The following is a 21,151-nucleotide window of genomic DNA, read 5'->3' on the forward strand; positions in this document are numbered from 1 at the left end:
CTTCGGAACCAGCTGATCGAGCGTCACCATCTCGAGCGCCGTCTGTTCAGGAGCGGGTTTCTTCAACATGTCCCAATGAATCACAAACCCCTGAACGAAGCCAGGGGTTTGTCAGCAGTCTGAGGCGGCCAATGGCCGCCTTTTCCTTTGAAGCTTGGTCGCGCTACTCGACGTCCGCCTTGCGCAGCGTCTCCAGCGTCGGCATCGACGTGATATTGTAGCCGGCATCGACGAAATGAATTTCTCCGGTCACGCCGGTCGACAGATCGGACAGAAGGTAGAGCGCCGAGCTGCCGACCTGATCGATGGTGACGGTCTTGCGCAGCGGCGCATTGCGCTGGTTCCATGACAGGATGGCGCGCGCATCGGAAATGCCGGCGCCGGCGAGCGTGCGGATCGGGCCTGCGGAGATGGCGTTGACGCGGATGCCGCGCGGACCGTAGTCGGCCGCCAGATAACGCACGGAGGCTTCCAGTGCGGCCTTTGCGACACCCATGACATTGTAGTTCGGAATGACGCGGGTGGAGCCGTTATAGGTCAGCGTCAGCATGGCGCCGCCATCTTCCATCAGCGGCGCGCAACGCTTGGCAATCTCCGTGAAGGAGAAACAGGAGATGACCATGGTGCGGCTGAAATTCTCGCGCGTCGTATCGGCGTAAAGGCCCTTCAGCTCGTTCTTGTCGGAAAAGCCGATGGCATGGACGATAAAATCGAGCTTGCCCCAGCGCTCCTTGATCGTGTCGATGACGGTATCGACCGAAGCAATATCCTCGACATCGCAAGGAAGCAGGAAGTCGGAGCCAAGTTCGGCGGCAAGCGGCTTGACGCGCTTGCCGAGCGCCTCGCCCTGAAAGGTGAAAGCAAGTTCCGCGCCCTGGGCTGCGAGCGCCTTCGAAATCCCCCAGGCGATCGAGTGGTTGTTTGCGACGCCCATGATGAGGCCGCGCTTACCCTGCATGATTCCCGTCATGTTGTTATCCGTTATAGCGCTGGAATACGAGCGTGGCGTTGGTGCCGCCGAAGCCGAAGGAGTTGGAAAGAGCGATGTCGATCTTGGCGTTGTCGATGCGCTTGCGGACGATCGGCACACCTTCGAATTCCGGATCGAGTTCCGTAATATGGGCGCTTTCGCCGATGAAGCCTTCCTGCATCATCAGCAGGGAGTAGATCGATTCCTGGACACCGGCAGCGCCCAGAGAGTGGCCCGTGAGCGACTTGGTGGACTGGATATGCGGCATCTTTTCGCCGAAGACTTCGCGGATGGCGCCGATTTCCTTGCTGTCGCCAACCGGCGTCGAGGTGCCGTGCGTATTGATGTAGTCGACATCGCCCTTCACGGTCGAAAGCGCCTGACGCATGCAGCGGATCGCACCTTCGCCCGAGGGGGCAACCATGTCGTAACCGTCGGAGGTCGCGCCGTAGCCGATGATTTCGGCATAGATCTTGGCGCCGCGCGCCTTGGCATGCTCCAGCTCCTCGAGGACGAGGACGCCGGCGCCGCCGGCGATGACGAAACCGTCGCGGCTGGCATCATAGGCGCGCGAGGCCGTTTCCGGCGTGTCGTTATATTTGGAAGACATGGCGCCCATGGCGTCGAAGAGGTTCGACATGGTCCAGTCGAGATCTTCGTGACCGCCGGCAAACATCATGTCCTGCTTGCCCCACTGGATCATTTCCACGGCATTGCCGATGCAATGCGCCGAGGTGGAGCAGGCAGACGAGATCGAATAGTTGACGCCGTGGATCTTGAACCAGGTGGCAAGCGTTGCCGACGCGGTGGACGACATGGCCTTCGGCACGGCGAAGGGGCCGATGCGCTTCGGGCTGTTGTTCTTGACGGTGATCTCGGCCGCCTCGATGAGCGTGCGCGTGGACGGACCGCCGGAGCCCATGATGATGCCGACGCGTTCGTTTTCGCTGTAATCCTTCTCGTCCAGGCCGGAATCGGCGATCGCCTGCTTCATGGCGACATGGTTCCAGGCGCCACCCTGCGACAGGAAACGCATGGCGCGGCGGTCAACCAGTTCGGCGAGCTTATCGGCGCCGAGCTTGGGGCTGCCCCAAACCTGGCACTTGAAGCCGTGCTCGGCGAAATCGCTGGAGAAAGAAATGCCCGACTTTGCCTGCCGCAAGGATTCGGTAACTTCGGCCGCGTCGTTTCCGATCGAAGACACGACACCTAGACCCGTGACAACTACCCGTCTCATCTGATCAAACCTTTGTTGTTTTCGTGAGCCGCTCGAAACGCGGTTTTCAGGCCGTCTTGTCTTTCGAGAGACCGACACGAAGATCGGTCGCCTGGTAAATGGTTTCGCCATCCGCCTTCAGCCAGCCGTCGGCGGTGCCGAGCACCAGACGGCCGCGCATGACGCGCTTGAAGTCGATCCCGTATTCAATCAGCTTCGTGTGCGGGCGGACCATGCCCTTGAATTTCACTTCGCCGGTCGAAAGCGCCATGCCGCGGCCTTCTTCGCCGAGCCAGCCGAGGAAGAAGCCGGTCAGCTGCCACATGCCGTCCAGGCCAAGGCAACCCGGCATGATCGGGTTGCCTTCGAAATGGCAGGGGAAATACCAGTCGTCCGGGCGAACGTCGTATTCGGCCCGCAGATAGCCCTTGTCGAAGGCGCCGCCCGTTTCGGAAATATCCGTGATGCGGTGAACCATCAGCATGGGCGGCAAAGGCAATTGCGCATTGCCAGGCCCGAACAGTTCACCATGTGCGCAGGCGATGAGTTCTTCGTACGAGTAACTAGACTGTCTGGTTGTCATAAATCTCTGTTTCCCCCCGCGTTCTTGCGATGGATGTGTGTCTTTAGTCCAAGTTCCTCAGAAAATGAAGCGCAAGCATGGCGGCTTCTTTTTTGAGGTCCCGACCGGGCCTGAGCCAATATTTGGTGGTCGCATACAGGAAGGCCAAGGCCGCGACCAGACCTATTTGCGTCAAAAGCCCGTTTTTGCGGCCTTTTGAGCCTCCTTGTCCCCATTGAACTATTGAAACGCTTTTGCGCAAAAGTTATATCGCTTTGAGGAAACCTGATTGCTTTATGCCAGAATAACCGGAGTTGGTGTTGATGACGGGTGAGGCCCCGATCGCCATAGAGGTAAGGCTGCGCACCGCCGGCCTGCGTCCCACCCGCCAGCGCGTCGCGCTTGGCGATCTCCTTTTTGCCAAGGGCGACAGGCATCTGACCGTCGAAGAACTGCACGAGGAAGCCGTTGCCGCCGGCGTGCCGGTTTCGCTGGCCACCGTCTACAATACGCTGCACCAGTTCACCGAAGCAGGCATGATCCGCGTTCTCGCCGTCGAGAGCGCCAAGACCTATTTCGACACCAATGTCTCCGACCACCATCACTTTTTCGTCGAAGGCGAAAACGAGGTGCTCGATATCCCGATCAGCAATCTGACCATCGACAACCTGCCGCCACCGCCCGAAGGCATGGAAATCGCCCATGTCGACGTGGTGATCCGCTTGCGGCAGAAGCAGAGCTGACCTCTCACATCACGTCATCGGGGTGCCGGCCGGGCTTGTGCTTGTAGGTCGGAAACGTCCAGCCGAACCACAGGGCGCCGCCGCGCACCGCGAAGGCGGCCGCGACGCCACATGCCGATGCGATATAAAGTTCCGCACCGAGGGCGTTGGCGCCGGTAAAGACACCGGCCCCCACCAATGCTGCCGTCACATAAATTTCGGGCCGCAGCAGCACCGAAGGCTCATTGGCCAGCAGATCGCGCAGAATGCCGCCGAAGGTCGCCGTCAGGGCGCCGGTGACGATGGCGATCGTCGGCGAGCCGGTCGCGGCCAGCCCCTTGGCGGCGCCAAGCACGCAATAGGCGGCAAGACCGACCGCATCGAGCCAGATCAGCAGGCGATAGCGCGATTCCAGCAGGTGGGCGGTGAAGAAGACGACGACCCCTGCGAGACAGCAGATGACGATATAAAAGGGGTTCAGCACCCAGAAGACCGGTACGCGACCCAGAATAATATCGCGCACGGTGCCGCCGCCCGTCCCCGTCACGATCGCGAAGAACAGGAAGCCGATCAGATCGAGCTGCTTGCGCGAGGCGGCCAGAGCGCCGGTCGCGGCAAAGAGGGCGATGCCGGCATAATCGAGATAGACGAGCAATGACATCGAAGCCTCCAGACCGGCAGAACGGGATTTACTGAATCACTGCGGCAAGGGCGGCGCAAGGCGGCGCATGGAGAATGGAAGGCCAGAGAGCCTTTATCCATGAGAGGAAAGCCTTGAAGACGCTGCTGCCCATCCTCCTGAACGTCATTTTGCTGCTGGTCACGCCGGTCGCGGCCTTCGCACAGCAATCGCTGATCTCCGACCCGGAGATCTATGAAAAGAAGCATTTTCAGCAGCAATGCACCGAAGCTTCCTTCGGCGACGGTTTTCTTATCCGTCAGGACATCAACAATGACGGACTGATGGACGCTGTCGTCAACGAGGGCGAACTCACCTGCGACGGCCAGAAGGGTCCGCAATGCAACGAAGACGGCTGCACCTACAATTTTTATCTGCAGGTGGCCGAAGGCGGATATTTCATGATCGCGACCGCGCAGATCTTCGGCTACGACTTCGTCCAGCGCTTCGGCAATATGGTGCTCGCCATGAAAATGAACCCGCGCTTCTGCGATCGTACCGGCGGCGACCCTTGCGTCGTCACCACCCGCGTGCGGGGAACCAAATTCGTCACGATTTCCAAGAAGTAGGCCTCAACCCGGAAAGAGCGCCGAGGTACGGCCGACGAGATAGTAGCCGGCGAGGCCATACCATTCGCGAATGGCGGTCCCGAGGTTCTGGCCGTTCAGGCTCGGCTGGGTGAAATCCAGGCCGAGCGCAACATTGCCGGTCGTGCGGTAATCCGTCGGCCAGGGCACGATCTCGATACCGAGCTTGCGGAAGAGGCCGACGGAGCGCGGCATGTGGAAGGCCGAGGTAATCAGCAGGCAATCCGAAAGGCCCTGCTGGGCGAGGAATTCCTTCGTGTTGCGTGCGTTCTCGTAGGTCGTGCGCGACTGGGCCTCCTCGACGAGACGCTCCCTGCCGACGCCGAAGAGCGGGAAGAAGCGCCTGGAAGCGACCGCGTCCCCTTCGTAGGTTCCCGAGAGCGACCCGTCGCCACCCGACACAAGGATGCGGGATTGCGGGTATTTCTGCGCCAGGCGCAAGGCCTCGATAAAGCGATCCGCACCATCGGCGAACTCGATGCCGTGACGCGCGGTGTTCACCTCGTTCTGGAACGCACCGCCGAGCACGATCATGCATTTGACGTCTTCAGGATCGGCGGCCGGCCGCGGAAAGCGTTCCTCCAGTTGCTGCAGCAGATAATTGCCTGATGTCGTGTACAGCGTAACGAAGAGGATAGAGACGGCCCCTGCCGCGCCGAGCGCGCTGAGCAGGCGCCAACGCAGAAGCCCGGCGACCAGGGCAAGCAGGGCGCCGAAGAAGGCCAGCGAAAAAGGCTGGGCAAGGATCCAGACAAGCTTCGACAAGACGAACAAGTTCAACTCCCGGCAAGAGAATGTCTTGCCTTCCTAGCCGATTCGAGAACGATCGGGATAATCGCCGTTATCGGAAGCGCACCTGTTGCGGCTGGGGAGACGCGATCTTCTGGTTGAAACGTCGCTGCAGCGGACGGGGGATGAAGAGGGCCACGGTCGCGAGCGCCATCGCGAAGATCGAGACCAGCCATAGCGCCTGCGCGCCCATGCGATGCGTCATGACGGCTCCGCTGATGGCGCCGAGCACCATGCCGCCCCACGGCACGATCTGGATCGTCCAGTCGAGACGCCGGTCGCCAATGATCCAGCGGCCGATGCCGCGGCCGAAGCGCGACAGGGCGCCGGTCACATAGGTCAGGCCGATCGGCAGCCCTTCAATATGCTCGACCGCCGCATTCACCATGCCCATTGCGAGAACGATCATGTAGAAACGCGTCATCAACAGGTCCTGCAGCGTCATCATCGAGGCCAGCGCCAGCATCAGGCTGACGCAGCTGAGGACGACGAAGATGCGCCGTTCGGCCCGGTGCGCAACGACAATGCCGGCGGCATTGCCGAGCACGAAGACGATGATGGCCGACAATAGCACGGCAGCATGCCTGAGATCGCCGCTGCTCAGCGCCAGCGCCGCCCGCGTCGTATTGCCGGTCATGAAGGATACGAAATCGCCGGTCAGAAGCAGTCCGGTCGCATCCGTCATTCCGGCCAGAAAGGAAATCGAGCCGACCAGCGCCAATCCGGTCGCGGTCCTGCGGGTTCTGATGATGCGGCGGCGTCTTGCTCGTGTCATGGGTTCGGGTCCGGGAAGCGCCGAATCGGCTGACTTCGGCGACCGCTATAAAAACCCGCTTTTCGCCGCTGGCAAAGCGGCAACTGCGCCATTGCGGAAAAATGTCAGCTACACTGACCTGGAATGCCTGCTGTGCTGTATCCTGGAAGATTTGGTGGAGCTAAGCGGGATCGAACCGCTGACCTCTTGCATGCCATGCAAGCGCTCTCCCAGCTGAGCTATAGCCCCATCAAGGTGGTCCGGCCTGGCCGGTCCTGGGATACTCCGGAGGGCGTTTCCTCTGGAGTGGCGGCTTCATACTTGCGGTTTTCGCAGATGGCAAGCCTAAAAAATTCGGCCCGGAACATTTTTGTCATCCGGGCCGGTATTCGTCCGATCAGACTTCGTCCTCGTCGCCGGTGACGCCGATGATGTCGCTCATGTCGTCATCTTCGTCATCTTCGTCAGCTTCGAGGAACGTATCGTCGTCATCGCCTTCGATTTCGACATCGTCGTCGCCGATATCGGGGATATCGTCGCCGGAGGCGCCGTCATCGGCGTCCTCGAGCGAAACCAGTTCGACTTCGGTGTTTTCGGTATCGACTTCCGCGACCTCGTCCTCATCCTGGACTTCGGCGGTTGCCGAGGTTTCTTCGAAGAAGGACAGGGGGTAGGATTTACCGGTATAAGGGGAAACGATCGGATCCCGGTTCAGGTCGTAGAACTTCTTGCCGGTTTCCGGATCGGTGCGCTTGGTTCCAAGTTCCGCTTTCGCCACTATAAGCCTCGTGAGAATGGCCGAATGCGAGATTCGGCAAATGCCGTCAAACCGGCGTTCTATTCGGAATTTATAAGCCGGTCCCCTTAATCGCTACGGCTTCCCATGTCAAAGCCAAACTTCGCGTGGCTGTCCGGGCCTTTTCGCCGGCATTGCGGATGACCGTTTCGGAAGATTGTGCTAACCAGCCGCAATTGCCGCAGGACCGACCGGGAAAATGCGCCGATGCCGGATCGTCCGCGGTGCCTATATATTGCCTTTGCAGGGGATTAGCCCATGTCGCGGGGTTCTGAACAGAAGCCGGCCGTCGCCCGGAAATCGCCAGGGCTTTCCGGCATCGTCCGCCTTGCGGGCGACAGGTCGATCTCGCACCGCGCGCTGATCCTCGGCGGGGTGGCATCGGGGCAAACGCGCATTCGCGGGCTTGCGGAAGGCGAGGACGTGCTCCGCACAGCCGAGGCGATGCGGGCCTTGGGCGCCGTGATCCGTGGGGATGGCGACGAATGGGTCATCGGCGGGACAGGCAACGGCACGTTGCTTGCGCCGGAGACGCCGCTCGATTTCGGCAATGGCGGCACCGGCGCGCGGCTGCTCATGGGGCTTGCCGGCGTCTACGATTTCGATACCGTCTTTACCGGCGACGCTTCGCTCTCACGACAGCCGATGGGCCGCGTGCTCGACCCGCTGCGGCGGATGGGCGTGCAGGTGAAGGCCATGGAGGGTGATCGCCTGCCGGTCATACTGCGCGGGCCGGAAACACCGGCGCCGATCCGCTATACGCTGCCCGTCGCCTCGGCGCAGATGAAATCGGCGATCTTGCTGGCCGGACTCAATGTTCCGGGTGTGACGACGGTTATCGAACCGGCGATCACGCGTGACCATACGGAAAAGATGCTGATCGGCTTCGGCGCAGAAGTCTTGATCGAGACGGACAAGGACGGTACGCGGACGGTGCGGCTGCAGGGGCGCGGCCGGCTGACCGGCCAGACCATCGACGTGCCGGGCGATCCCTCCCTTGCGGCTTTCCCGCTTGTTGCGGCCCTGCTCGTACCCGGCTCGGACATCACCATTTCGAATGTGCTGATGAACCCGACGCGGACAGGTCTGATCCTGACGCTCCAGGACATGGGCGCCGATATCGAGATCCTCAAGCGGCGGATTGCCGGCGGTGAGGAGATCGCCGATCTGCGCGTGCGTCACTGCGAACTGACCGGTGTCACCGTCCCGGCGGAGCGGGCACTCTCAATGATCGATGACTATCCGGCCCTTTCCGTCGCCGCCGCCTTTGCCAGGGGCCGGACGGTGATGAACGGCCTGCAGGACCTGCGCAACAGGGAACCGGGCCGGCTTTCGGCGATGGCGGAAGGACTGAGGCTCAACGGCGTCGAATGCGAAGAAGGCCGGGACCGGTTTTCCGTCGCCGGCCGGCCGGATGGAAAGGGGCTCGGCAATGCCGCGCTCAAGCGGGTCAGCACATATCTCGACCATCGTCTCGCCATGAGCTTCCTTGTCATGGGGCTGGCTTCGGAGCATCCTGTCGGCATCGACGACAGAAGGGCAATTGCGACCGGCTTTCCGCAGTTCCTCGACCTGATGGCGAGCCTTGGAGCAGAAATAGAACGAGCCTGACATGTACCAGCCACCCCATTTTCGCGAGGACGACCTTGATGTGCAGCATCAGCTGATCCGCGCGCATCCGCTTGGCCTGCTGATTACGGCGGGGGCTTCCGGCCTGATCGCCAATTCCGTGCCCTTCCATCTTGATGCGGCGGCATCGGAGAAGGGAACGCTGCGGCTGCATCTGGCACGGGCAAACCGGCAGTGGCAGGACATTGCCGAAGGCGCGGCGGTGCTTGCCGTCTTCCAGGGGGCCGATTCCTATATCACGCCGTCCTGGTACCAGACCAAGGCCGAGACCGGCAAAGTGGTGTCGACCTGGAACTATGCGGTCGTGCAGGCGCGGGGGGCGGCACGGGTGATCGAGGACGCCGGCTGGCTGCTTGCGCAGATCAACGCCCTTACCGGCGACCATGAGGGGCCGCGTGAGCAACCCTGGTCGGTCAGCGATGCACCTGAAGATTTCATCCGCGCGCAGCTCAAGGGCATCATCGGTGTCGAAATCGAGATTACCGCAATAGAGGGTAAATGGAAGGTGAGCCAGAACCGGCCGGTTGCCGATCGCAAGGGTGTTGCCAGGGGCCTGGAACAAATGGCAGAGCAGGCGGAAATGCAGGAACTGGTGTGCCGTTACGGCGGCCTCGGCACGGAATGACTTTATGACCGGCAGCTTCATCATCGCCATCGACGGCCCCGCCGCGGCGGGCAAGGGCACGCTATCGCGCGGGATCGCGGAGCAATACGGCTTCCATCACCTCGATACCGGCCTTACCTACCGGGCGACGGCGAAGGCGCTCCTCGACGCCGGCCTGCCGCTCGACGACGAGGCTGTCGCGGAAAAGATGGCGCGCGAGGTTGAACTCGCCGGCCTCAATCGCGATATACTGTCCCGACACGAGATCGGCGAAGCCGCCTCGAAAATTGCTGTCATGCCGGCGGTTCGCCGGGCGCTGGTCGAGGCGCAGCGGCGGTTTTCCGAGAAACTGCCGGGGGCGGTTCTCGACGGGCGCGATATCGGCACCGTCGTCTGCCCCGCGGCACCGGTGAAACTTTATGTGACGGCATCGCCGGAAGTGCGCGCGAGACGCCGTTACGACGAGATCATCGGCAAGGGCGGGGCGGCGGATTTCGAAGCGATCTTCGAAGACGTCAAACGACGCGACGATCGCGACATGAACCGGGCGGACAGCCCGATGAAACCGGCGGTCGATGCGCACTTGCTTGACACGTCGGAAATGAGTATAGAGGCCGCGTTTCAGGCTGCTAAGTCGATTATCGACGCTGCCTTGAGCCGAAATGCCTAAAAATAAGCGGCTTTCCGTGCTTCAAGCACGGGACGCATTGCGAAAACAAGCCTGAAATTCCGTCCAAGCGCCGGATTGCCTTCGTGAGAGAAGGCGGACTGGGTTCAGGCCCGTTCAACACGAACCAACCGGCGCATACGTGAGCCTTGACGCTATCGAAGGCCACGCAGGAGATTTTATGTCAGTAGCAACTCCCTCTCGCGAGGATTTCGCGGCCCTTCTCGAAGAGTCCTTTGCCAAGAACGATCTGGCTGAAGGCTATGTTACCAAGGGCATCGTCACGGGCATCGAAAAGGATGTCGCCGTTGTTGACGTCGGCCTGAAGGTCGAAGGCCGCATCGCGCTCAAGGAATTCGGCGCACGTGCCAAGGACGGTTCGCTGAAGGTCGGCGACGAAGTCGAAGTTTATGTCGAGCGCATCGAAAACGCGCTGGGCGAAGCCGTTCTGTCGCGCGAGAAGGCTCGCCGCGAAGAAAGCTGGATCAAGCTCGAAGCCAAGTTCGAGGCCGGCGAGCGCGTCGAAGGCGTCATCTTCAACCAGGTCAAGGGCGGCTTCACGGTCGACCTCGACGGCGCGATCGCCTTCCTGCCGCGTTCTCAGGTCGACATCCGTCCGATCCGCGACGTCACTCCGCTGATGCACAACCCGCAGCCCTTCGAAATCCTCAAGATGGACAAGCGCCGCGGCAACATCGTGGTTTCGCGCCGTACGGTTCTCGAAGAATCCCGTGCCGAGCAGCGTTCTGAAATCGTTCAGAACCTCGAAGAAGGCCAGGTTGTTGACGGCGTCGTCAAGAACATCACCGATTACGGTGCGTTCGTTGACCTCGGCGGCATCGACGGCCTGCTGCACGTCACCGACATGGCATGGCGCCGTGTGAACCATCCGTCGGAAATCCTGAACATCGGCCAGCAGGTCAAGGTTCAGATCATCCGCATCAACCAGGAAACCCACCGTATCTCGCTCGGCATGAAGCAGCTCGAGTCCGATCCGTGGGATGGCATCCAGGCCAAGTATCCGGAAGGCAAGAAGATTTCCGGTACCGTTACGAACATCACCGACTACGGTGCGTTCGTCGAGCTGGAGCCGGGCATCGAAGGCCTGATCCACATCTCGGAAATGTCCTGGACCAAGAAGAACGTTCACCCCGGCAAGATCCTGTCCACGAGCCAGGAAGTCGAAGTCGTCGTTCTCGAAGTCGATCCGTCCAAGCGCCGTATCTCGCTCGGCCTCAAGCAGACGCTGGAAAACCCGTGGGCAGCATTCGCCCGCAGCCATCCGGCCGGCACTGAAGTTGAAGGCGAAGTCAAGAACAAGACCGAATTCGGCCTGTTCATCGGCCTCGACGGCGATGTCGACGGCATGGTGCACCTCTCCGACCTCGACTGGAACCGTCCGGGCGAGCAGGTCATCGAGGAGTACAACAAGGGCGACGTCGTCAAGGCAGTCGTTCTCGACGTGGACGTCGAGAAGGAGCGCATCTCGCTCGGCATCAAGCAGCTCGGCAAGGACTCGGTCGGCGAAGCTGCCGCTTCCGGCGACCTGCGCAAGAACGCCGTCGTTTCGGCTGAAGTCATCGCTGTCAACGACGGCGGTATCGAAGTGAAGCTCGTCAACCACGAAGACATCACTTCCTTCATCCGTCGCGCCGACCTCGCTCGCGATCGCGACGAACAGCGTCCGGAACGCTTCTCGATCGGCCAGACGGTTGACGCCCGCGTCACCAACTTCTCCAAGAAGGACCGCAAGATCATGCTGTCCATCAAGGCTCTGGAAATCGCGGAAGAGAAGGAAGCCGTTGCTCAGTTCGGTTCGTCCGACTCGGGCGCTTCGCTCGGCGACATCCTGGGTGCCGCTCTGAAGAACCGCGGCGGCGAATAATCCTTCGCCGACCGATTGACATGAAGAACCCGCCGGAGCGCTCCGGCGGGTTCTTTCGTTTCGGGAGGTCGTTCCGGACTATTCCCAGCCGACCATGCGCTGATAGAGGGCATAGACCGGATCGGCGACGGTCGCCGGCGCGGTGGACGGATCGGGATCGAACATCTTCGGCTGGCGTCGCTCTTGGCGCGGAGCATCCTCCTCGCCGGTCTGCTGTTCGTCGCTGCCCTGGCCGGATTGCGCCTGCTGCTGCTGATCCTGATCCTGCGCGCCTCCGTTTTCGTGATGGCGATGCGGGGGCTCGTCGGCTTTCGTCGCCTTATATTCATCGCGGGCGAATTGATAAGGCGTCTGGGCGTAGGGGAGCCCGTCCGGCATGCGCATTGCGAGCGGGACATAGGATTGCGTCTCGACGACTGCGACGGCAACCGGTTGCGGCTGAGCGGCGATATCGCGCACGGGACGCTGCGTTTGGGCGACCGCTGCAATTTCGGCCTGGGACGGGCGCGAAGCCTGAGCGGCGCGGGCAGAGGCGGGCTCGACCACGTCTTCGGCAACAGTGCGGGCAAGGCTCTCTGTCGCCTCGGTGATGACAGCCTCGTCCAGCATCACATCGATTTCGACCGCAGCTTCGACAGGTGCATCCGTCAACAGGATAGCGGCTTCCTGCTCGCGAATGATCGCTGCGATCATCTGCGAAACCTGTTCGGTCATGGAGCTGATGATCCCGGTCCAGTTGCGCGGGATGACCGGATCAGCCCGGACGGGGATCGGCCGCCGCTCGACGGCGGGCGCGGCCTGCTCCGGCTCGGGTACTTCCTGCTCTACCGATGCGGCCCGGGCGGCCTGGAAGCCTTCCGTCTCGCCCGGTTCAGCAGCCTCAAACGAAGCTTCTTGCACCGCTGCCGCAGGCTGAGAGCGGGTCTGCCTGCCCCCCACGGCGAGATCGCCTTTTGCGGCGACAGGAGCTTCGGCCAGAACGATTTTTTCGGCGGCAGCGGGCGTCGCTGCACTTTCGGCCGGTCTTGCCGCGGGCTGACGTGCGGCGGGCGGGCTCTCTCCCTGAAGCTTGATTTCCGGCCGCTGCTCGGCGCGCGGCAGAGGCGCGGCATCGTTCTGGCGGTAGGAGCGGACAACGGCGCGGGCAGCGAGGTCTCTGTCCTTGTAGCTGACGGTCTCGAGATAGGCGACGACACGGGCGGCTTCCGGTCCGGTCGGATCCTTAAGCGCCGCGGCAATCATTCTCAGCGGCAGGCTGTGCCCGTCATCGGAGAGCTGGCGCTCGACCGCATCGATCTCGGCGTCGGGCATGCGGCGGATGGCATCGGCGACACGGGCGGCGAAGGCCTGATCGGATTCACCTTCGCCGCGCTGCAGGGCAATGGTGCGTCCTGTGGCGTTGATAATGTCGAGAAGCGCTTCGATCATGCGCTGGCGCGCAGCGATGAGCAGAATATTGAGCCTGCCGGCAATCGCAGCATTGAGGTCGGCCGCTTCGACCGCATTGACCGGGGTGGGGGCGACCACCGAACGGCCAAGACCACCGGCAACGATTGCCGCCGTCTGACCCTGGGAAGAAAGGCTTGCATTGGACGCTGAACGAATGGGAGACAACACAGGCATGCTCCTTTCGCAAAGTGGCTATGAAAGCAGGTCGTACAACGAGACCGTGCTCATCCGGCCCCTCGCATCCCGGCAGATCCTCCTGTCCGCATCGGCGCATTTCGCGCCGTCGAATGCATAAAAATTAAGGATAATGTTACTGAAAACCTCTTAACGAATAGCTAACGGCCGCAGATGCCCAATCTGCGGCCGCGCAGCATGTTCGACAGAGAGCATTTCAGCTGTGTGCGAAAATATCCGCCTCTTCCCAGCCGAGAAGATCGAGCTTGGCGCGTGTCGGCAGGAATTCGAAACAGGCTGTTGCATGTTCCAGGCGGCCGTCGCGAATCAGGCGCTCGTTCAGCTTGTCGCGCAATGCATGCAGGTAGAGCACATCGGAGGCGGCATATTCGAGCTGCGCCTGCGAGAGCGTCTCGGCAGCCCAATCGGAGGATTGCTGCGCCTTGGAGATGTCGACCTCGAGCATTTCCTTCAGATTGTCCTTCAGGCCGTGGCGGTCCGTGTAGGTGCGCGTCAGGCGCGAGGCGATCTTCGTGCAGAAGACCGGCGTCGTGGTGACGCCGAACGTGTGGAAGAGAACAGCGATATCGAAGCGGCCGTAATGAAAGATCTTCTGGCGCGACGGATCGGCAAGCAGCGCCACCAGGTTCGGCGCTTCCTTCTGCCCGGCCGCAATGCGGATCACATCGGCCGAACCGTCACCCGGCGAAAGCTGCACGACGCAGAGACGGTCCCGGCGCGGCACGAGCCCCAGCGTTTCGGTATCGATTGCGATGGCGCCGGTATAGCGGGCGGCATCTGCCGCGGAAATATCGCCCTGGTGATAACGGATGGTGGCGGCCATGGGATGTCTCTCGTTCAGCTCTGTCTTTCCGGGCTATAGCGCAAAGGGCGGAAGCGCGAAACCGCTTTCCGTCTGCCCGCCCGCCGCCAGCCGGCGGCGCGCGTCCGGTTCAGTAGTGCGGCGGCCTCGTGATCGGCGGCGCTTCCAGCGACTGTTCCTCCAGGCTCAGAAATCGCTCGGTCAATCGGTCAAGTTTGGCGCGTGTCTGCTCCACGACCTTCCATTGCTCGGCAAGCTGGTCGGAAAGCTCATCGATCGTCTTTGCCTGATGGGCCAGTATTTCTTCCAGCCTGGTGATACGGGCTGCGTCTGACATCGGTTTCTCCCCGTCAATCTGGTGGCATTTCCAAAGCCGAAATAGGTCGGGGCGTCAACGGTTTCGAGGGTCGGAAAAAAGGCAATCGAATGTGAACCGTTTGGTTACTAAAAGGCCTTGCCGCATCTCTTCTTGTGGGGTAGGCCCTTATCCACCAGGGAGGAAAACTGATGGATGTAGGTAACGGCTTTCTTCATCCGGACCGGCTCTTTCCCGCCGATCCGGCAACGCGGGCAATAGCACGCGATCTCTACGAGACGGTGCGCGGTCTTCCAATCGTCAGCCCGCACGGGCACACCGAACCGTCCTGGTTCGCGGACGACAAGGCCTTCGAAGATGCCGCCTCGCTGCTTGTCATTCCCGACCACTATCTCTTCCGCATGCTGCACAGCACCGGCACCAGGCTCGACGAGCTCGGCGTGCCACGCCTCGACGGCAAGCCGGTTTCAAGCGGGCGGGATATCTGGCGTGCCTTCGCCGCCAAATACCATCTCTTCCGCGGGACGCCCTCGAGCCTCTGGGTCGATCACGCCATGTCGGCCGTGCTCGGCTGCACCGAGCCGCTGACGGCGGACAATGCCGATGCGCTCTATGACCACATCAACGCGCAGCTCAAGCTTCCCGAGTTTCGGCCGCGGGCGCTGCATAAGCGCTTCGGCATCGAAACAATTGCCACGACGGAAGGCGCACTTGATCCGCTTGCGCACCACCAGAAGATGGCCGCCGACGGCTGGATCGGCAAAGTGCGCACGACCTACCGGCCCGACAGCGTCACCGACCCCGATGCCGCCGGTTTCCGCGACAATCTCGTCAAATTCGGCGAGATCACCGGCTGCGACATCACCAGATGGGACGGGCTGATCGACGCGCACCGCAAGCGGCGCGCCTATTTCCGCCAGTTCGGCGCGACGGCGACCGACCATGGCGTGCCGAGCGCCTTTACCGCCGATCTGCCGCTTGCCGAAAAGCAGGCGCTGCTCGACAAGGCGCTGAAGGGGCCGCTTTCGGCTGCAGATGCGGAGCTTTTCCGCGGCCAGATGATGACGGAAATGGCTGGCCTGTCCGCCGAGGACGGCATGGTGATGCAGATCCATGCCGGCGCGCGCCGCAACACGGACCGCGAACTATTCGAAACCCGCGGACCGAACATGGGCGCCGACATTCCGACGCGCACCGACTGGGTCGGCGGTCTCAATGCGTTGCTTTCGAAATACGGTCATGCGCCTGGTCTGCGGATCCTGCTCTTCACGCTCGATGAGACGACTTACGCGCGCGAGCTGGCGCCGATGGCCGGCCATTGGGCCTGCCTGATGATCGGGCCGCCCTGGTGGTTCCACGACAGCCCGCTCGGCATTCGCCGCTATCTCGACCAGGTGGTGGAGACGGCCGGCTTTGCGAACCTCGCCGGTTTCAACGACGATACGCGCGCCCTGCTGTCGATTCCCGCCCGCCACGACGTCTGGCGCCGCGAGATCTGCCGCTTCCTGGCGCAGCTGGCGGCCGAGCACCGGATTTCCAGGAAGGAAGCCGAAGTCGTCGCACGTGAACTCTCCTACGACAATGCGAAGAAGGCCTACAAGCTGTGAGCGACAGATTGCAGAACGTGACCGGCCTTGCGCCGACGGCGAAGCTTCCTGCCTATGACCGGACCGCACTGAAATCCGGCATCCTGCATCTCGGTCCGGGCGCCTTCTTCCGCGCCCATTTCGCGCCCTTCACGGATGGCGCGCTTGCTGCGGCCGGCGGCGACTGGGGCATCGAGGTGGCAAGCCTTCGCACCCCCGATGTCGCCGACAATCTCTCCGCCCAGAACGGGCTCTACGCGGTGCTGATCCGCGATACGTCGGGCACGACGGCGCAGGTCATAGGCTCGATCCTGAAGGCGCATGTGGCGCCGCGCGATCCGGCCGGCCTGCTGGCACGGCTCGAAGATCCCGGTATCCGCATCGTCAGCATGACGGTGACGGAAAAGGCCTATGGTTTCGATCCGGCGACAGGCGGCCTCGATCTCAAGCACCCCGATATCGTCGCCGACCTTGCCAACCGGCACGCGCCGCGCGGTGTCATCGGCTATCTCGTCGAGGGCCTGGCGCGGCGCCGGCAGAAGGGCATACCACCCTTCACGCCGCTCAGCTGCGACAACCTGCCGAGCAATGGTGCGGTACTGAAGCGCCTGGTGCTGGAATTTACCGCCCGCATCGATCCTGACCTGCATCACTGGATCGAAGCGAATGTGCCCTTCCCCTCCACGATGGTCGACCGCATCACGCCGGCCAGCACCGATGCGACCTACGCCGATGCCAGGCGGCTGACAGGCCGCACGGACATGGCAGCAATCGAGACGGAGCCTTTCACCCAATGGGTGATCGAGGACCATTTCGCCAACGGCCGCCCGGCCTGGGAAAAGGTTCACGGTGCGCTGATGGTCGAAGAGGTTTCGGCCTATGAGAAAATGAAGCTGCGCATGCTCAACGGTGCGCATTCGCTGCTTGCCTATCTCGGTTATACAGCTGGCTATGAATTCATCCGCGACGTCATGGACGATGCCGGACTTGCGGCCCTTGCACGCCGGCACATGAATGCGGCGGCAGCAACGCTGGATCCGGTCCCCGGAATCGATCTCGATACCTATGCCGACGAATTGATAGCGCGCTTTGCAAACAAGGCGATTGCGCACCGGACCTATCAGATCGCCATGGACGGCACACAGAAACTGCCGCAGCGCCTGCTCGAACCGGCAACGGAAGCACTTGCCAAGGGCGGCAAGGCGGAAACCTACGCGATCGCAGTGGCAGCATGGATGCGGTATGCAATAGGCGTCGATCGCAATGGCGAGCGTTACGAACTGCGCGACCCGCGGGCGGAAGAGATTGCGGCGCTGATTGCCGATGTGCCGCGCAATGGCGGGGCCGTTTCGGCGGCGCTCTTCAAGCTCCCGGGGCTGTTCCCACGGGCTCTCACCGCGAATATTGGCTGGACCGAGGATGTGGCCAACAAGCTGGAAATCCTGATCCAGGACGACAGGCTGCCGCTGTTTTGACGTTCCTTGATCGGAATTGCGCCCATAACGAGGCGCAGGCAGGCTCAATTCCGGAGCCTGCCTGCGCCATCGTTCTGGATGGGGAGCTTCAGGCTTTCACACGCTTCATCTCCGGATCATAGAGCGGCTTGAGGCTGACCTTGCAGGGCACGCGCTCGCGGGCGACATCCAGCTCATAGGTGCCGGAAAGGACAAAATCCTCCGTTACGCCATTGGAGTTGCGGACATACCCGTAGCCGATCGGCTTGCCGATTGTGTAGCCAAAGCCACCGCTTGAGAGCCAGCCGACGCGCGCTCCGTCACGATAGATGGTTTCGCGGCCGAGCAGCACGATATCGGGATCATCCGGCACGAAGCAGGCGAGCATCTTCTTCACGCCGCCTTCGAGCTGGCGTTCGATCGCCTCGCGGCCCTTGAAGGGCGTGTTCCTCCGTGTCTTCACGGCCCAGCCGAGACCGGCTTCCACCGGCGTGTGGTCGGGGCCGATATCGGAACCCCAGGCACGGTAGCCTTTTTCCAGGCGGCAGCTTTCAATGGCGCGGTAGCCGGCGTTGACGAGACCGAACTGCCCATCCGCCGCCATCAGCGCGTCATAGACAGTCGTTGCATATTCGATCGGCACATGCAGTTCGTAGCCGAGCTCGCCGACATAGGTTATGCGCAGCGCCCGCACAGGGCAGCCGGCAATGCCGATCGTCTTGACGCGGCCGAAGGGGAAGGCGGCGTTGGAGACGTCGCCGGTCGTGACTTTCTCCAGGATGGCGCGGGAATTCGGGCCCATCAGCGACAGGACCGTGTAGGCCGAGGTGACGTCGACCAGTTCGGCATGGAGGCCATCGGGGATATTGCGCGAGATCCAGTCGAAATCATGCGTGGCAAAGCCGGTGCCGGTGACGATGTAATATTCGTTCTCGGCGATACGAGCACAGGTGACATCACATTCGATGCCGCCCTTGTCGTTCAGCATCTGCGTGTAGATCAGCGATCCCACGGGCTTTGCGACGTCATTGGCGGCAATCCATGAGAGGGCGGCCTCGGCATCCCTGCCCTTCAGTGCGAATTTGGCAAAAGACGTCTGGTCAAAGATGACGGCCGCCTCGCGCACGGCCTTGTGCTCGCGGCCGACGGCAGTAAACCAGTTCTGGCGACCGTAAGTGTAGATGTCCTTCGGCTCTTCGTTGGCGAAGAGATCGGCAAACCAGTTCGGCCGCTCCCAGCCGAGCTTTTCACCGAAGCAGGCGCCCTGCGCCTTCAGCCGGTCATAAAGCGGCGACTTCCGGCAGGGCCGGCCGCTCGAATATTCCTCGAAGGGAAAGGCCAGCGTGTAGTGTTTGCCATAGGCCTCCAGCGTTCTCGTGCGGACCCAGTCCGGATCGAAATGCGGGCGGCCGAAGCGGCGGATATCGACCGGCCAGAGATCGTAGGGTGGTTCGCCCTTCGTTACCCATTCGGCAAGCGCCATGCCCGCCCCGCCGGCAGAGGCAATGCCGAAAGCGTTGAAGCCGGCGCCGACGAAGAAATTCTTCAGCTCCGGCGCCTCGCCAAGGATGAAGTTGCCGTCGGGGGTAAAACTTTCCGGGCCGTTCAGAAGCTGCTTGATGCCGGCATTCTGAAGCGCCGGGACGCGGCCGAGCGCCTGTTCCATGATCTGTTCGAAATGATCGAAATTGCTGTCGAGCAGCGTGTAGTGGAAACCTTCGGGTATGCCGTCCAGAGCCCAGGCGATCGGATCCGGCTCATAGCCGCCCATGACCATGCCGCCGACCTCCTCCTTGTAGTAGGTCAGGCGATCGGGATCGCGCAGCGTGGGCAGATTGGAAGGCACGCCAAAGGATTCGGTGATGATATACTGGTGTTCGACCGAAACGAGCGGCACGTTGACGCCGAAGCGGGCTGCGAAGCTGCGGGTCCACTGGCCAGCGCAGACCACCACGCGCTCGCATTCGATGCGGCCTTGTGCGGTGAGGACGGCGCGGATCCTGCCTCTGTCGAGTTCGAGATCGAGAACTTCCGTATCCTCGAAGATCGAGACACCGGCCATGCGGGCGCCTTTTGCCAATGCCTGGGTGATATCGGAGGGATTGGCCTGTCCATCCGTCGGCAGGTAGGCAGCCCCGACGAGATCGTCCGTCGTCATCAGCGGCCAGAGATCGAAGGCTTCCTGCGGGTTCAGGAGATGCATTTCGAGGCCGAAGGACTGGGCCGTCGTCGCCTGACGCTTGACTTCGGTCCAGCGCTCTTCATTACAGGCAAGCCGCAAGCCGCCATTCATCTTCCAGCCGGTACCGAGGCCGGTCTCGGCCTCGAGCTTCTTGTAGAGATCGACGGAATATCCCAGAAGCTGGGTGATGTTGGCGCTGGTGCGCAACTGGCCGACAAGGCCGGCGGCGTGGAACGTGGTGCCCGACGTCAGCTTCTTGCGCTCCAAGAGCACGGTATCGGTCCAGCCGAGCTTGGCCAGATGATAGGCGGTCGAGCAGCCAATGATGCCGCCGCCGATGACCACGGCCTTCGCCGTCTTCGGTAGTTGCTTCGTCATTCAATGATCCTGTTCAAATGCCCGGTAGGCGCGCTCGAAGCGGGTGAGGTTTTCAGCGGTATAGGTGGCGTAGTCGAAATCGATGGTCGAATGGATCTCGGAGATCATGCTCCACAGCGTCTCGCGCAGCAGCGAGGCGCATTTCATGGCCTGGTAACGGCGGTTGAGATCATCCGTCAGCGGTCGCTCGAAATAGGTTTCCAGCATGCGGCGTTCGGCTTCCGCCGAAAACTCACTGTTGGAGGCAAGACCGCCGAGATCGAAAAGCGGCGTATTGAAACCGGCATAGTCCCAATCGATCAGCCAGAGCCGCCTGCCGTCATCGAGGAAATTGGCGGCGAGCAGGTCATTGTGACCGAAGGCGATCTCGAAGGGACCGGCGGCTCTTTCGAGACGCTCGGCCTTGTCCAGCAGATCGTCCAGCCGCAGCGCGTAGGGGCTGTTTGCGGCCTTGAGGTTCGCCACATAATCGCGGATCACATGAAAGACCCAGAAGATGATTGCCTGACCGCGGAACTGGCGCGCCATGTCGTGATGGCAGGTGCGGATCAACGGGATCAGACGGACAAGCGTTTCCGGCTTTCTGACATCGTCGGGCGACAGTGGCGTGGCATCGATATAGTCGAGCACCAGCACACCCGGCACGTGATGGATAACGGCGGGCGAGATGCCTGCCGCGTGCGCGGCGCGGCTCGCCGCAAGCTCGTTCTGCCTGTTGATATGATGGATCGGAATATCGTCGCCGAGACGCACGACCCGCTTCAGTGCGCCATCCTTCACCAGGTAATTTCTGTTGGTGAGGCCGCCGGCAATCGGGGCTATGTCGATCGGGCCTTGCCAGATGCCTAGCGCATGAATCCTCTCTTCAGGCGTCACGCGTATCCCCCTCGTAGCCCAGGACAAATGATGGGCTCGAGAGGGATCGACTG

General features: G+C 61.9%; 20 protein-coding genes and 1 tRNA gene. 8 read left to right on the forward strand and 13 right to left on the reverse strand.

Annotated features, from left to right (window positions below):
* Positions 1-163 precede the first annotated feature (163 nt).
* The 3 genes from fabI to fabA are packed head-to-tail and all read right to left on the reverse strand — an operon-like array spanning position 164 to position 2,769.
* A complete protein-coding gene (gene fabI, locus ACFPWW_RS25815) occupies positions 164-970 on the reverse strand; it encodes an enoyl-ACP reductase FabI (protein WP_112564880.1) in 807 nt (268 codons plus the stop codon).
* A gap of 4 nt (positions 971-974) precedes the next feature.
* A complete protein-coding gene (gene fabB / locus ACFPWW_RS25820) occupies positions 975-2,207 on the reverse strand; it encodes a beta-ketoacyl-ACP synthase I (RefSeq protein ID WP_112564878.1) in 1,233 nt (410 codons plus the stop codon).
* Between the two features lie 46 nt (positions 2,208-2,253).
* Entirely contained in the window at positions 2,254-2,769 is a 516-nt protein-coding gene (gene fabA, locus ACFPWW_RS25825; protein ID WP_112564876.1) for a 3-hydroxyacyl-[acyl-carrier-protein] dehydratase FabA, read from the reverse strand.
* 302 nt (positions 2,770-3,071) lie between these two features.
* On the opposite strand from fabA, the gene irrA reads away from it, so the two are divergent.
* Positions 3,072-3,491, forward strand: coding sequence for an iron response transcriptional regulator IrrA (gene irrA, locus ACFPWW_RS25830; protein ID WP_112564874.1), 420 nt, complete (start codon positions 3,072-3,074; stop codon positions 3,489-3,491).
* 4 nt (positions 3,492-3,495) lie between these two features.
* Here the strand turns inward: irrA and ACFPWW_RS25835 are convergent, their stop codons facing one another.
* A complete protein-coding gene (locus tag ACFPWW_RS25835; protein WP_112564872.1) occupies positions 3,496-4,131 on the reverse strand; it encodes a trimeric intracellular cation channel family protein in 636 nt (211 codons plus the stop codon).
* A gap of 113 nt (positions 4,132-4,244) precedes the next feature.
* Between ACFPWW_RS25835 and ACFPWW_RS25840 the strand changes: the two genes are divergently transcribed.
* Complete coding sequence (locus ACFPWW_RS25840; protein ID WP_377313869.1) at positions 4,245-4,718, forward strand: hypothetical protein; 474 nt, start codon at positions 4,245-4,247, stop codon at positions 4,716-4,718.
* Between the two features lie 3 nt (positions 4,719-4,721).
* Here the strand turns inward: ACFPWW_RS25840 and ACFPWW_RS25845 are convergent, their stop codons facing one another.
* The 4 genes from ACFPWW_RS25845 to ACFPWW_RS25860 all read right to left on the reverse strand — a co-directional run bounded on the left by ACFPWW_RS25845 (position 4,722) and on the right by ACFPWW_RS25860 (position 7,057).
* Positions 4,722-5,510 carry a YdcF family protein gene (locus ACFPWW_RS25845; protein ID WP_377313871.1) on the reverse strand — a complete coding sequence of 263 codons (789 nt, stop codon included), beginning with the start codon at positions 5,508-5,510 and terminating at the stop codon, positions 4,722-4,724.
* A gap of 67 nt (positions 5,511-5,577) precedes the next feature.
* On the reverse strand, positions 5,578-6,300 hold the full coding sequence (locus ACFPWW_RS25850; protein WP_377313873.1) for a YoaK family protein: 723 nt from the start codon (positions 6,298-6,300) through the stop codon (positions 5,578-5,580).
* 152 nt (positions 6,301-6,452) lie between these two features.
* A tRNA-Ala gene (locus tag ACFPWW_RS25855) sits at positions 6,453-6,528 on the reverse strand.
* Positions 6,529-6,676: 148 nt separating this feature from the next.
* On the reverse strand, positions 6,677-7,057 hold the full coding sequence (locus ACFPWW_RS25860; RefSeq protein WP_112564865.1) for a TIGR02300 family protein: 381 nt from the start codon (positions 7,055-7,057) through the stop codon (positions 6,677-6,679).
* Positions 7,058-7,333: 276 nt separating this feature from the next.
* Here ACFPWW_RS25860 and aroA point away from each other — a divergent pair, with 276 nt between their 5' ends.
* From aroA to rpsA, 4 genes are all read left to right on the forward strand, one after another.
* On the forward strand, positions 7,334-8,686 hold the full coding sequence (aroA, locus tag ACFPWW_RS25865) for a 3-phosphoshikimate 1-carboxyvinyltransferase (RefSeq protein WP_377313875.1): 1,353 nt from the start codon (positions 7,334-7,336) through the stop codon (positions 8,684-8,686).
* A 1-nt stretch (position 8,687) separates the two neighbouring features.
* Entirely contained in the window at positions 8,688-9,329 is a 642-nt protein-coding gene (locus ACFPWW_RS25870) for an FMN-binding negative transcriptional regulator (protein ID WP_377313877.1), read from the forward strand.
* A gap of 4 nt (positions 9,330-9,333) precedes the next feature.
* Complete coding sequence (gene cmk / locus ACFPWW_RS25875; RefSeq protein WP_112756237.1) at positions 9,334-9,978, forward strand: (d)CMP kinase; 645 nt, start codon at positions 9,334-9,336, stop codon at positions 9,976-9,978.
* Between the two features lie 178 nt (positions 9,979-10,156).
* The gene (gene rpsA / locus ACFPWW_RS25880; protein ID WP_112564859.1) at positions 10,157-11,860 is read left to right on the forward strand and encodes a 30S ribosomal protein S1; all 1,704 of its coding nucleotides are present in this window, start codon (positions 10,157-10,159) and stop codon (positions 11,858-11,860) included.
* Positions 11,861-11,938: 78 nt separating this feature from the next.
* Here rpsA and ACFPWW_RS25885 read toward each other — a convergent pair whose 3' ends face one another.
* From ACFPWW_RS25885 to ACFPWW_RS25895, 3 genes are all read right to left on the reverse strand, one after another.
* Positions 11,939-13,477, reverse strand: coding sequence for a hypothetical protein (locus tag ACFPWW_RS25885; protein ID WP_377313879.1), 1,539 nt, complete (start codon positions 13,475-13,477; stop codon positions 11,939-11,941).
* A gap of 223 nt (positions 13,478-13,700) precedes the next feature.
* A complete protein-coding gene (locus ACFPWW_RS25890; RefSeq protein WP_112564857.1) occupies positions 13,701-14,327 on the reverse strand; it encodes a ribonuclease D in 627 nt (208 codons plus the stop codon).
* Positions 14,328-14,436: 109 nt separating this feature from the next.
* Entirely contained in the window at positions 14,437-14,643 is a 207-nt protein-coding gene (locus ACFPWW_RS25895; RefSeq protein ID WP_112564855.1) for a SlyX family protein, read from the reverse strand.
* A gap of 170 nt (positions 14,644-14,813) precedes the next feature.
* Between ACFPWW_RS25895 and uxaC the strand changes: the two genes are divergently transcribed.
* Positions 14,814-16,229: a glucuronate isomerase gene (gene uxaC / locus ACFPWW_RS25900; protein ID WP_112759070.1), complete on the forward strand. Its 1,416-nt coding sequence runs from the start codon at positions 14,814-14,816 to the stop codon at positions 16,227-16,229.
* Entirely contained in the window at positions 16,226-17,683 is a 1,458-nt protein-coding gene (locus ACFPWW_RS25905) for a mannitol dehydrogenase family protein (RefSeq protein WP_377313882.1), read from the forward strand. Before uxaC ends, ACFPWW_RS25905 begins: the two co-directional genes overlap by 4 nt.
* Before the next feature lie 88 nt (positions 17,684-17,771).
* On the opposite strand, the gene ACFPWW_RS25910 is transcribed toward ACFPWW_RS25905, so the two are convergent.
* Positions 17,772-20,222, reverse strand: a complete 2,451-nt coding sequence (locus tag ACFPWW_RS25910) for a GcvT family protein (RefSeq protein WP_377313884.1) — start codon at positions 20,220-20,222, stop codon at positions 17,772-17,774.
* Positions 20,223-21,098: a phosphotransferase gene (locus ACFPWW_RS25915; protein ID WP_112705632.1), complete on the reverse strand. Its 876-nt coding sequence runs from the start codon at positions 21,096-21,098 to the stop codon at positions 20,223-20,225.
* Positions 21,099-21,151: the final 53 nt, after the last annotated feature.

It is taken from the genome of Rhizobium sp. GCM10022189, assembly GCF_042656325.1.
Classification (GTDB): domain Bacteria; phylum Pseudomonadota; class Alphaproteobacteria; order Rhizobiales; family Rhizobiaceae; genus Rhizobium.